The 12389-nt window shown below is 68.6% G+C and carries 7 protein-coding genes; 6 read left to right on the top strand and 1 reads right to left on the bottom strand.

Annotated elements, in window-relative coordinates; all coding sequences use genetic code 11:
• Positions 1-131 precede the first annotated feature (131 nt).
• Both EFAMC1_RS00430 and EFAMC1_RS00435 read left to right on the top strand, forming a co-directional pair.
• Positions 132-656 carry a nucleoside deaminase gene (locus tag EFAMC1_RS00430; protein ID WP_154052372.1) on the top strand — a complete coding sequence of 175 codons (525 nt, stop codon included), beginning with the start codon at positions 132-134 and terminating at the stop codon, positions 654-656.
• Positions 657-677: 21 nt separating this feature from the next.
• Positions 678-1802, top strand: a complete 1125-nt coding sequence (locus EFAMC1_RS00435; RefSeq protein WP_154052373.1) for a BMP family protein — start codon at positions 678-680, stop codon at positions 1800-1802.
• Positions 1803-1981: 179 nt separating this feature from the next.
• On the opposite strand, the gene EFAMC1_RS00440 is transcribed toward EFAMC1_RS00435, so the two are convergent.
• The gene (locus EFAMC1_RS00440; protein WP_154052374.1) at positions 1982-2449 is read right to left on the bottom strand and encodes a hypothetical protein; all 468 of its coding nucleotides are present in this window, start codon (positions 2447-2449) and stop codon (positions 1982-1984) included.
• A 1448-nt stretch (positions 2450-3897) separates the two neighbouring features.
• Between EFAMC1_RS00440 and ssnA the strand changes: the two genes are divergently transcribed.
• The 4 genes from ssnA (at position 3898) to xdh (ending at position 11990) form a co-directional block, all read left to right on the top strand.
• The gene (gene ssnA, locus EFAMC1_RS00445) at positions 3898-5250 is read left to right on the top strand and encodes a putative aminohydrolase SsnA (RefSeq protein WP_154052375.1); all 1353 of its coding nucleotides are present in this window, start codon (positions 3898-3900) and stop codon (positions 5248-5250) included.
• 189 nt (positions 5251-5439) lie between these two features.
• Positions 5440-8436, top strand: a complete 2997-nt coding sequence (gene ygfK, locus EFAMC1_RS00450) for a putative selenate reductase subunit YgfK (RefSeq protein ID WP_154052377.1) — start codon at positions 5440-5442, stop codon at positions 8434-8436.
• Between the two features lie 2 nt (positions 8437-8438).
• Positions 8439-9092 (top strand): 4Fe-4S binding protein, encoded by a 654-nt coding sequence (locus EFAMC1_RS00455; protein WP_154052378.1) that lies wholly within the window; start codon positions 8439-8441, stop codon positions 9090-9092.
• Between the two features lie 12 nt (positions 9093-9104).
• Positions 9105-11990 (top strand): selenium-dependent xanthine dehydrogenase, encoded by a 2886-nt coding sequence (gene xdh, locus EFAMC1_RS00460; protein WP_154052379.1) that lies wholly within the window; start codon positions 9105-9107, stop codon positions 11988-11990.
• The last annotated feature ends 399 nt before the right edge of the window (positions 11991-12389 follow it).

The following is a 12389-nucleotide window of genomic DNA, read 5'->3' on the forward strand; positions in this document are numbered from 1 at the left end:
TCGCGCGCGCCACGAGGTAGCCACGCGGGCATGGCACGGAGGCCCACGGACGATGCCGCCCCATCGTCCGTGGGCCTTGGCTTTTTTGCGACAGTCGCGCGGGCGGGCGCGGGGAGACGAGGGGAGACCACATGGCAGACGAACCCAGCTGGGCGGCCGCGCGTCGCGCGAGCTTCACGCACGAGGAGGACGTGGCGTTCCTGCGCCGCGCCATCGAGGTGTCGCGGCGCTCGCGAGAGCATGGCAACACGCCCTTCGGGGCCATCCTTGTGAACGAGGACAAGCAGGTCGTGCTCGAGCAGGAGAACGTCGAGGCCGAGACGCACAAGTGCACGGGCCATGCCGAGACGCAGCTCTGCGAGGCGGCATCGCAGCGCTTCGACCACGACTACCTGTGGCAGTGCTCGCTCTACACCACCGGCGAGCCCTGCGCCATGTGCACGGGCGCCATCTACTGGGCAAACATCGGCCGCGTGGTCTACGCGATGACCGAGCGCGACATCCTGGCGCAGACGGGTGCCTCCGAGCAGAACCCCACGCTCGACACCCCGTGCCGCCAGATCTTTGCCACGAGCCAGAAGGACGTCGAGGTCGTGGGGCCCTTCCCCGAGCTCGTGGCCGAGGCTGCGGCCGTGCACGAGGGCTACTGGAACTAACTGACCAACGGGAGGCACATCATGGGTAACGCACGTGGTAACGCACGTCTTGGAAGGCTCGTCTCGCGCAGGCAGGCCCTGGGGCTGGGAGTCCTTGGCGCCGCGGGGGCGGCCATGGCGCTCGCCGGCTGCGGCGGCTCGTCCGATGGCTCGGCCGCCACGAGCGACGGGTCGGGTTCGGGCTCGGGCAGCTACAAGGTGGCACTCGTCATCAGCGGGCCCAAGAACGACGGTGGCTGGGGCCAGGGTCACTTCGAGTCGCTCAAGTCGGCCGTGGAGAGCCACCCAAACTGGGAGATGCTCGAGCCCAAGGAGAACGTGGCCGACGCCGACGCCGCGAGCGCCGCGCAGTCCTACGTGGACATGGGCGTGAACCTCATCATCGCCACGGGCAACGAGTTCGTCTCGGCGTGGGGCGACGTGGTGGCCGAGGCTGCCGACTCCAACCCCGACGTCAAGTTCCTCATGACCAACACCGACCCCAAGGCCGACCTGGCCGACTACGAGACCCTCGACAACCTGGAGACCGTGCAGGTGAACCTCAGGCAGACGGGCGCGCTTGCCGGCATTGCGGCCGGGCTCATGACGGCGACGGGTCACATCGGATTCATCGGCGGCATGCGCCTGCCCACGACGCTCTCCAAGTACGCGGCCTTCCTCGCCGCCGCGCAGAAGGTGCGCCCGGGCAGCGAGGGCCACTACAACTTCGAGGCGGGCTTCACCGACGCGTCGTTTGGCACCAAGATCACCGAGCAGTGGATCAACACGAACGGCGTCGACGTGATGTGGGGCGACGCGAGCGCCGTCGACAACGGCGCGCGGCAGGCGCTCGAGAACGCCGGGGCCGAAACGCACTTCGACATTGCGCAGCCCATCGACATCGTGGGCTCCGACGAGCCGACGGTCATCACCTCGACCGTGACCGACTGGATGTTCGGCCAGGCCATGGACGAGATCGAGGGCGGCTCCTACGGCGGCGGCAAGGTCATCGAGGCCAACATGGACAACGGTGGTGTCTACCTGGGCAAGTTCTCCGACAAGGTGCCCGCCGACGTGCAGGCCAAGATCGGCGAGTACGCCGACCAGGTCAAGGCCGGGACGTTCCTCTCCGACGACGAGTACGAGGCCGTGTACAACACGCTGTAGGTGGGAACGGGCTTCCGTTTTTGGGCGCCCCGGCTCCGTGTGCTTGGCTCCACGTGCATTTTGGTCAGTTGCCGTGCCCCCGGCGGGCCGTCAACTGACCAGATTGCACGTGGAGTCGCGGGATGCCTCCCTGGGTCGCGTGATGCCCCCCTGGGTCGCGGGATGCCTCCCTGGCTTGGCTAGCGCCAGCTGATGATGATGGTGCTGTCGTCGTTGTTGGCGTTGCCGTAGTCCTCGTGGCCGGTCGTGACCGTGAAGCCGAGCCGCTTGAGGTCGCGCACGAACTTCACGAGACGCGTGTTGAAGGTGTTGAGGATGCGCATCTTCTCGATGGGGGAGATGAGCGCCTGCTCACGGCCGTAGATGATGTCGCAGATGGCGTCGGCCACCGCCACGTTGCTGTTGCCGACGAGGTCGTTGTAGAACGAGTTGCCGTCGCCGTAGCCGTCGCCCTTGCCGGGCGCGAACTTGACGGCCAGGTGCCCGTGGCCGTGCTGGGCGTACATGCGCACCCGGGTGTCGGTGCGGCCCTCGGCGTTCTTGAGCGCCCAGCCCAGGGCGTTCTTCGCCAGCGAGTCGGCCTCTGCCTGGTCACGGTCCAGTCGAGCCGCCTCTGCGAGCTCGCGGGCCTCCTCTGCGCTGATCATCGTTTCCTCCCAGCCACGGATGACACGCGCCCAGGGCAGGCGCCATCTTTGTTAACACGCCTGAAATAATAGCCGTTCGGCGGACGACGGGGGAGGGATGACGACTGCGCCAGGTAGCTGTCATCGGCGTCGTCCTCCCGACCCGCGCGCCTCCCATGCCCCGCTCCCTTCCGGCATCCCGAGCCGCCCCTTCCTTCTTGCGCGCACTCTCCATACCTCGCGCTCCCCTCCGGCATCCCGCTTTGCCCCTCCCGCCTTGCGCCCTCCCCATGCCTCGCAGCCCCGCTCTTCCTGCGAACGTGCGCATAACCGAGAAAAAGGGGCTGCAACTAGCCTAAAAACTCGGTTGGGCGCACGTTCGCTGAGAGTCAGTGACCAGCAGCCGTTGGCTGCCGGTTGAGCCGCTCGATACGAGAAGTAGCCGGCCGGGCGCGCTCGCCGGGAAGGTCGGTTGCCGTCGAGGTGGACGCGCGGGCGGGTATCGCGTCCTCATTGGGGCCCGTGGGCCATGGTGGCGATGCCCCGAACAAAACTATCGAGTTTGCTGCGGTTCATGGGCGAGACCGAAAGTAGACGTTAAATGTGCATCTCCTCTACCTGCAGGTTTATGATGACCAAACGTCCGTCTACTCGGCGCATCGCGCTACGACTGCAGCAAACTCGATGGTTTTGCGTGCGGAGGCGGCAGGAGGTGGCGCGGGCCTGGGTAACTAGTCGTCCCGGGTCATGCGGGACCCGCGCGTTTCGCGCCGGTTCTGCATGACGAGAGGAGGCTGACGAGAGGCGACGCATACCTGTCGGAGTGTCAGATGACGTGAACCCCGGACACCTGCCATCTAGTGTCCGCCTTTAGTGGGTGGTGAGAAGAGGTTGGCGAGAAGAGCGGCGAGGATGGGGTGGCGAGGATAGGGTCGCAAGGACAGGCGGCGAGAAGGGCGGCGAGGATGGGGTGGCGAGAAAAAACGAACGCGTCCCGTACAAACACGGTCTCGCGCGACGCGTCCTCAATCGACGTCTCCCCACACGACTCGTCCTCGCACAACAAAGGCGTAGTAGTTAGTTGGCTATAACGAACCTCAAGGTCGCGGGGCCGTACTGTCCGTTTCGGGCGCTTTGTTTCCACCCGTTCACAAACCAGTTTCGACCGTTCGCCTTTCTCTTGTCGGATTGGCAAACTTTTTGTCTGGTTATCTGAATAATCATTAGTATCACGACAGGAGGACGGTTCCCAAGGCCAAGGTCCCAGGGCCTTCGCACGGGACGTCTCCTTGACCGCGCGAATGCGGGGGAGGTGCCCGCTTCGTGTGACAGGCCCGCCGAACGGGGATTCGGCAGGAAGCCGAACCTCGGCACGCATGCCACCTGCCTCGGCGCGCATGGCCTCTCGCACGGCGCGCTCCAGCTCACGCCCGGGTGCTAAACCCCGCCCGGACGAAGAAGGGAGCACCATGCTGATTGTCGGCAACGGTCGGGTCGTCACGCGTGACGCACAGATGCCATTCCTGGAGCACGGGGCGGTGGCCATCGAGGGCGACGCCATCCAGTCGGTGGGCGAGGAGGCCGAGCTCGCCGCTGCGCACCCGGGTGCCGAGTACGTCGACGCCCACGGCGGCATCATCATGCCGGGCCTCGTGAACTGCCACACGCACATCTACTCGGGCCTGGCCCGCGGCCTTGCCATCAAGGGCTGCAACCCCCACAACTTCCTCGAGAACCTCGAGCAGCAGTGGTGGAAGATCGACCGCAACCTCACCCTCGACGGCACGCGCGCCTGCGCCTATGCCACCATCCTCGAGAGCCTGCGAAACGGCGTGACCACCATCTTCGACCACCACGCGAGCTTCTGCGAGATTCCCGGCTCGCTCTTCGCAATTAGGGATGTCGCGGCTGAGTGCGGCATCCGCGCGTGCCTCTGCTACGAGACGAGCGACCGCGACGGCGAGGAGAAGCTCGCCCAGGCCATCGCCGAGAACGCGGAGTTCGCCCGCTGGGCGGCCGCCGCGCGCGAGTCCGGCGACCACATGATCGCGGCCATGTTCGGCGGGCACGCCACCTTCACGCTCTCCGACGAGACGATGGACCTCATGGCCGAGGCCAACGACGGGCTCACGGGCTTCCACATCCACGTGTGCGAGGGCATGAACGACGTCTGGGACTCCCGCGAGAACCGTGGCGGCATCCCGCCCGTCGAGCGCCTGCTCCAGCACGGGCTCCTCGGCCCGGACACGATGCTGGGCCATTGCATCCACGTGACGCCCGCCGAGATGGACATCATCAGCGAGACGGGCACGCACGTGGTCAACAACCCCGAGTCCAACATGGGCAACGCCGTGGGCTGTGCGCCGGTGCTCGAGTTCTTCCGCCGCGGCATCGACGTGTGCATGGGCACGGATGCCTACACCCACGACATGCTCGAGAGCCTCAAGACCTTCCTCTGCATCCAGCGCCACAACGCCGCCATGCCCAACGTGGGTTGGGGCGAGGCCATGCAGATGCTGTTCCAGGACAACGCGCGCATGGCGAGCCGCTACTTCGGCCGCGAGGTGGGCGTGCTCGCCCCGGGCGCGGCGGCCGACGTCGTGGTGATGGACTACCCCACGTTCACGCCGCTCTCGGCCGACAACATCGACGGCCACATCCTCTTTGGCATGGAGGGCAGGAGCTGCCGCACCACCATCGTGAACGGCCAGGTGCTCTACCTCGACCGCGAGTTCACGACCGTCGACGAGGAGCGCATTGACGCCTGGACGCTCGAGCAGGCCAAGGTGCTCTGGGGCACGCTCAACGGCCGGGAGTACTGATTCTCCGTACGGGGCGGCCCCTCGACAGGGGCGAGGCCGCTCCGGGCCTGGGCGTGGGCGAGGGCCCGCGTCCGCCGTACGTGCACGACCCTCCGAGGCGGGGACCTCGGGCGGGCCTTTGGCCTCCGCGGGGCCAGAATAACCGTGTGCCGTCGCGCGGTCTCGGCGGCATGGGAGAGGAGCCCAACTATGAGCGACGTCATGAGGCCGATTCCGTTTGCCCAGCTGATGGACTGGATCCTGAGCGAGCACGAGGAGCATGGCAGCATCTTCGGCGTCCGCAAGGTCGTCGCGCACGAGGGCGGCGCCGAGCCGATCTTCTCGGAGCGCATCGAGACGCCGTTTGGCCCAGCCGCCGGCCCCAACTCGCAGCTCGCGCAGAACATCGTGGCCTCCTACGTGGCGGGCGCGCGCTTCTTCGAGCTCAAGACCGTGCAGGTGATGGATGGCGAGGAGCTCTCCAAGTGCGTGGCCAAGCCCTGCATCACGGCGGCCGACGAGTGCTACAACTGCGAGTGGTCAACCGAACTCACCGTGCCCGACGCCATGAGCGAGTATATCCGCGCCTGGTGGGCGTGCAAGCTCCTGGCCCGAGAGCTTGCCCTGGGCGACCCGGACGGCTTCGTCTTCAACATGAGCGTGGGCTACGACCTCGAGGGCATCAAGAGCCCCAAGGTCGACGCCTACATCGAGGGCATGAAGGACGCGAGCCAGACCGAGGTCTGGGCCGAGTGCAAGGGCTGGGCGCTCGCCAACCTGGGGCGCTTCTCCCACGTGGACGAGGCGTTCGTCGAGTCCGTCTCGCCGCACGTGTCGACGAGCGTGACCGAGTCGACCCTCCACGGCTGCCCGCCGGCCGAGATCGAGCGCATCGCCACCTACCTCATCACCGAGAAGGGCCTCAACACCTACATCAAGTGCAACCCGACGCTTCTGGGCTACGACTACGCGCGCTCGCGCCTCGACTCGCTCGGCTTTGACTACGTGGCCTTCGACGACACGCACTTCCGCGAGGACCTGCAGTGGGAGGACGCCGTGCCGATGTTTCGCCGGCTCATGGCCCTCACGGCCGAGCGTGGCCTCTCGTTTGGCGTGAAGCTCACGAACACCTTCCCGGTGGACGTGACGGCAGGCGAGCTACCGAGCGAGGAGATGTACATGAGCGGGCGGTCGCTCTTTGCGCCCCCCATCCACCTCGCCCGCCGCATCTCCGAGGAGTTCGCGGGCAAGCTCCGCATCTCCTACTCCGGCGGTGCCGACGCGCGTAACATCCGCGGCCTCTACGAGGCGGGCATCTGGCCCATCACCATGGCCACCACGGTGCTCAAGCCCGGCGGCTACGAGCGCTTCAGCCAGGTCGCGCGCGTGCTCGCGGGTGCCGCGCGCAAGGCGGACGTGGACGCCGCGGCCGTGGCTGCGCTCGACGACGCCGTCGAGTTCGACCCACTCTACCGAAAGCCCATCAAGCCGGCCAAGCCCCACAAGATGGCCGCGCCGCTTCCGCTCACGAGCTGCTTCACGGCGCCCTGCCGCTCGGGCTGCCCCATCCAACAGGACATCCCCGCCTACCTGCACGCCGTCGACGAGGGCGACCTCGTGCACGCCCTCGACGTGGTGGTGTCGAGAAACGCGCTGCCCCACATCACCGGCAGCCTCTGCCCGCACCCCTGCGGCGCCAAGTGCGAGCGCGCCTTCTACGAGCCCGAGGGCGCCAAGATCCGCGAGAGCAAGCTCGTGGCGGCCCACGGCGGCTTTGCCGAGGTGCTCGCGAGGCTTCAGGCCACGCCCGTGGTGCCGCTGCCGGGCGCGAGGGGCCGTCGCGTGGCCGTCGTGGGTGGCGGCCCGGCGGGCCTTGCGTGCGCGTTCTTCCTCACGCGCGCCGGCGCCGACGTGACCATCATCGAGCGCACGGATGCGCTGGGCGGCGTGGCGCGCCACATCATCCCGGAGTTCCGCATCCCGGCGGCCGACATCGACGCTGACGTCGCGCTCTGCCTCGCGCTGGGCGCCAAGGTCGAGCTCAACCGCGAGGTGACCGACGTGGCCGAGCTCAAGGCCGAGGGCTACACCGACGTGGTGGTGTGCGTGGGCGCCTGGGCGCCGGGTCACGTGGGCCTCGAGTACGGTGCCGAGCACGACGTGCTCGAGTTCCTCGCGGCCGCCAAGGCCGGCGCCGACCTCACGGCCCTGGGCGACGAGATCGCCATCGTGGGCGCGGGCAACACCGCCATGGACGCGGCGCGCGTGGCCAAGCGCCTGCCGGGCGTGAGGAACGTGCGCATCGTCTACCGCCGCACCAGGCGCTATATGCCCGCCGACGAGGAGGAGCTGGCCGAGGCGCTCGCCGACGGCGTGGAGCTCTGCGAGCTGCTCGCGCCCAAGGGCGTCGAGGGCGGCGTGCTCGCCTGCGAGCGCATGGAGCTGGGCGAGCCCGACGCGAGCGGCCGTCGCTCGCCGCGCGGCACCGGCGAGCTCGTGGAGCTGCCCGCAACTGCGGTGATATGCGCCGTGGGCGAGCACATCGAGGACGGCGTGTACGAGAGCGCCGGCGTGGGGCTCGACCGCAGGGGCCGTCCCGCGGGCTGCGCCACGGGCGTGGCGGGCGTGTGGGCCGCCGGTGACTGCCGCCGTGGCCCCGCGACCTTCGTGGAGGCCATCGCCGACGCGCAGGAGGTGGCCCGCAAGATGGTGGGCGCCGACTTCAACGCCTTCTCGGCCGAGAACGCCGCCGCCACGACCGAGCAGTGCTACGCGCGCAAGGGCACCCTGGCCTGCGCGACCGACCCCTGCGGTGACAGCCGCTGCCTTGGTTGCGCCCGCGTGTGCGAGGTCTGCGCCGACGTCTGCCCCAACCGCGCCAACGTGGCCATCGAGGTGCCGGGGCTGGCGCAGCACCAGATCGTGCACGTCGACGGCATGTGCAACGAGTGCGGCAACTGCGCCGTGTTCTGCCCGTGGGAGGGCCGCCCCTACAAGGACAAGCTCACGCTCTTCTGGAGCGAGGCCGACATGGGCAACTCCGAGAACCTCGGCTTCCTGCCGCTTGGCGACGGCCGCTTCGAGGTGCGCCTGGCCACGGGCACGGCCGCCTATGACGTGGACGACGCGGCCTGCGGCCTGCCCGACGAGGTGCGGCGCACCATCTGCGCCGTGCGCGACTCCTACGGCTACCTGATGGCGAGGTAGCCATGCCCGAGTCCCGCCCATCCACGACAGCCCGCGCAACGGCGCCCGGCCAGGCCGGCACCGACGGCGAGACCCCGCGTCCCGCGGTCGCCTCCCGACCGTCTGCCGCCGCCAAGGGCCCGGCCGCCGCCGCCAAGGTCCCGGCAGTTGCCGCCGCCAGACGCCCGGTCGCCAAGCGGCCGCGCAAGCCCCGCCCCATCGCCTTCGTGCGCTGCGGCGGGGGCAGCCCCGCCTGCGAGGGCGGCCCCGTCTGCGGGCAGGGCTGCATCGGCTGCGGCGCCTGCGTCGAGGCCTGCAAGTTCGGCGCCATCTCCCTGAACGGGCACGGCGTGGCCTTCGTCGACCGCGAGCGGTGCCGCGGCTGCAGCGTCTGCACGCGCAAGTGCCCCAAGGGAATCATCGAGCTCGTCGACCCCGACCGCGCCATTCGCGTGCGCTGCGCCACCACGTCGGTGCCCAAGCTCTCGCGCGAGAAGTGCTCCGTGAGCTGCATCAGCTGCGGCATCTGCGTGCGCGCCTGCCCGGCCGACGCCATCTCGCTCGAGAACCGCCACGCCCGCGTCGACTACGACCTGTGCATCGTCTGCGGGATGTGTGCCGCCAAGTGCCCGCGCGGGGCCATATCGGACGCGTTCGGCATGTTTGCCGCAGAGTAGGAGGGGAGACACATGACACCACCAAGGCGCGACGAGCGGCTCTCCACCCTGCGCACCTCCGCCAAGGCCCGCGCAGACGCCAGGGCCGAGGCCCACGCCGAGATCCGCCGCGCGCGCCGCGCCGAGCAGGGCGAGCGCTACCTCGTCACCGTGAACGGCACCTCGCACGTGGTGCGCGAGAACAAGCCGCTGCTGCGCTTCCTGCGCGACGACCTCCACATCCACTCGGCCAAGGACGGCTGCTCGGAGGGGGCGTGCGGCGCCTGCATGGTCATCGTCGACGGGCGGGCCGTGCGCGCCTGCGTGCTCACCACCAAGCTCGCCGACGGCCGCGACGTCACCACCGTCGAGGGGCTCACCCATGACGAGCAGGAGGCCTTTGTCTATGCCTTCGGCGCGGTGGGCGCCGTGCAGTGCGGCTTCTGCATCCCGGGCATGGTTATCAGTGGGACGGCCTGCATCCGCAAGAACCCCGACCCCTCCGAGGACGACGTGCGCCGTGCCATCCGTGGCAACGTGTGCCGCTGTACGGGCTACAAGAAGATCCTCGAGGGCATCCTGCTCGCCGCCAAGATCCTGCGCGGGGAGGAGGCCATCGACCCCGCCCTCGAGCGCGGCGACGACTACGGCGTGGGCAAGCGGGCCTTTCGCGTTGACGTGCGCCGCAAGGTGCTGGGCTTTGGCAAGTACCCCGACGACCTCGACGAGCGCGACTTCCCCGGCCTCGTCTACGCCGACGCGGTGCGCTCGCGCTGGCCGCGCGCCCGCGTGCGCGCCATCGATGCCACGAAGGCGCTCGCGCTGCCGGGCGCGCTCGCCGTGCTCACGGCCGACGACGTGCCCGTCAACAAGGTGGGTCACCTCATCCAGGACTGGGACGTCCTCATCGCCGTGGGCGGCGTCACGCGCTGCGTGGGCGACGCCATCTGCCTCGTCGTGGCCGAGACGCACGAGCTGGTCGAGAGGGCCAAGAAGCTCGTGAAGGTTGACTACGAGAGGCTCGAGCCGGTGCGCGGCATCGAGGAGGCGAGGGCCGAGGGGACGCCGCTCGTGCACCCCGAGCCCTACATGTTCTTTGGCAATATGGTGCAGCTCACAGACAACGTCTGCCAGAGCAGGCACGTCACGCGCGGCAACGCCGCCGAGGCGCTCGCCCACTCGGCCTTCACGGCCACGGGCAGCTTCTCGACGCCCTTCACCGAGCACGCGTTCCTCGAGCCGGAGTGCGCCGTGGCGGCTCCCTACAAGGATGGCGTCAAGATCTGGTCCACCGACCAGGGCGCCTACGACACGCGCAAGGAGTGTCTCTCCATGTTCGGCTGGTCCGCCACGCCCGAGCGCGTGGTGGTGGAGACGATGCTCGTGGGCGGCGGCTTCGGCGGCAAGGAGGACGTCTCGGTGCAGCACCTCGCGGCGCTTGCCGCCTGGAAGCTGGGCCGTCCGGTCAAGGCGCGCATGAGCCGCGAGGACTCGCTGCGCTTCCATCCCAAGCGCCACGCCATGCAAGGCACCTTCACCCTGGGCTGCGACGAGAACGGCATCTTCACGGGCCTCGACTGCGAGATCAACTTCGACACGGGCGCCTACGCGAGCCTGTGCGGCCCCGTGCTCGAGCGCGCCTGCACGCACGCCGTTGGGCCCTACAAGTACCAGAACCACGACATCCGCGGCTTTGGCTACTACACCAACAACCCGCCGGCGGGGGCCTTCCGCGGCTTTGGCGTGTGCCAGAGCCAGTTCGCGCTCGAGAGCCTCATTGACGTGCTTGCCGACAAGGTGGGCGTGGACCCCTGGGAGATTCGCTACCGCAACGCCATCGGGCCGGGCGAGACCCTGCCCAACGGCCAGATTGCCGACTGCTCCACGGCCCTCAAGGAGACGCTCGAGGCCGTGCGCGACGCCTACTATGACCACCCCGGACATGCTGGCATCGCCTGCTCGATGAAGAACGCCGGCGTGGGCGTGGGGCTGCCCGACGCGGGCCGCTGCACGATTCGCGTCGAGGGCGGGCGCGCCGTTGTCTACTCGGCCACCTCCGACATCGGCCAGGGCTGCAACACCGTGTTTCTCCAGGACGTGGCCGAGGCGACGGGCCTGGGCGCGTCGCGCGTGGCCAACGGCGAGTGCTCCACCGAGAACGCTCCGGACTCGGGCACCACGTCGGGCTCGCGCCAGACGGTGGTCACGGGCGAGGCGGTGCGCGGCGCGGCGTTCCTCCTGCGCGACGCGATGCTTCGCGTGGAGGCGGGCGAGGGCGCGCCGGCCGACCCCGTGGCGGCGCATGGCGACGGCATGACCTCGCGCTATGCGGACGGCAGGCCGTACGCGGGCTGGGGGCACAACCTCACGGCGGGCGACCGCCTGTGGCCGGCCGACCCCGAGGCCGCGCTCGACGTGCTCGAGGGGTGCGCGTTCTCCTACGAGTACCTCGAGCCCACCGACAAGCTGGGCGCCGACAAGCCCAACCCCAAGAGCCACATCTGCTACGGCTTTGCCACGCACGTGGTGGTACTCGACGACGACGGTCGGGTGACCGACGTCTACGCCGCGCACGACTCGGGCAAGGTCGTCAACCCCATCGCCATCCAGGGGCAGATCGAGGGCGGCGTGCTCATGGGCATGGGCTACGCGCTGCGCGAGGACTGGCCGCTCAAGGACTGCGTGCCCCAGGTCAAGTACGGCACGCTCGGGCTCTTCCGGGCCACGGAGATTCCCAACATCCACGCCATCTACGTGGAGAAGGAGCACCTGCTGCCCGTGGCCTACGGCGGCAAGGGCATCGGCGAGATCGCCACGATTCCTACCGCGCCGGCCTGCCAGAATGCCTATCGCGCCCTCGACGGCAAGCTGCGCCCCAAGCTTCCCATGGACGACACCTACTACCGTCCCGTCACGTAGAACGTCAGTTGGGGACGCGTCCGGTTTTTCTGCTGTCCCGTTATGAGTGTCAGACGGGGACGCGTTTGCTTTTCTCCTGAGTGCGGTTGGGGCGTGCAGTTGGGGACGTGTTCGTTATTCACCTTGCGGGGCGGGGACGATCCGGGCAACCAGGTTCGTCCCCACCCCGATTGCCCTCGCCTCCCCTCAGCTCGAAAGACGCCTCCCGACAAAAGACGTTCCTGAATAAGGTTCCGCGCCCCAGACCCGAAAGGTTCCTCGTCCCAACCCCGCAAAAGACGTTTCTGAAAAAGGTTCTGCATTCCAGCCCCGCAAAAGACGTTTCTGAAAAAGAAATTTCACGAGATTCCTTTTTCAGAAACGTCTTTTGCGCGTTGGCGGTCGCGCGTTGGCGGTCGC

It is taken from the genome of Olsenella uli, assembly GCF_901212675.1.
Classification (GTDB): Bacteria; Actinomycetota; Coriobacteriia; order Coriobacteriales; family Atopobiaceae; genus Parolsenella; species Parolsenella uli_B.

What these genes read in the sequence shown, in the direction of transcription:
- EFAMC1_RS00430 (WP_154052372.1), top strand. Translation starts at nt 132, where the DNA reads ATGGCAGACGAACCCAGCTGGGCGGCCGCGCGTCGCGCGAGCTTCACG.
- EFAMC1_RS00435 (WP_154052373.1), top strand. Translation starts at nt 678, where the DNA reads ATGGGTAACGCACGTGGTAACGCACGTCTTGGAAGGCTCGTCTCGCGC.
- EFAMC1_RS00440 (WP_154052374.1), bottom strand. Translation starts at nt 2,449, where the DNA reads ATGATCAGCGCAGAGGAGGCCCGCGAGCTCGCAGAGGCGGCTCGACTG.
- ssnA (WP_154052375.1), top strand. Translation starts at nt 3,898, where the DNA reads ATGCTGATTGTCGGCAACGGTCGGGTCGTCACGCGTGACGCACAGATG.
- ygfK (WP_154052377.1), top strand. Translation starts at nt 5,440, where the DNA reads ATGAGCGACGTCATGAGGCCGATTCCGTTTGCCCAGCTGATGGACTGG.
- EFAMC1_RS00455 (WP_154052378.1), top strand. Translation starts at nt 8,439, where the DNA reads ATGCCCGAGTCCCGCCCATCCACGACAGCCCGCGCAACGGCGCCCGGC.
- xdh (WP_154052379.1), top strand. Translation starts at nt 9,105, where the DNA reads ATGACACCACCAAGGCGCGACGAGCGGCTCTCCACCCTGCGCACCTCC.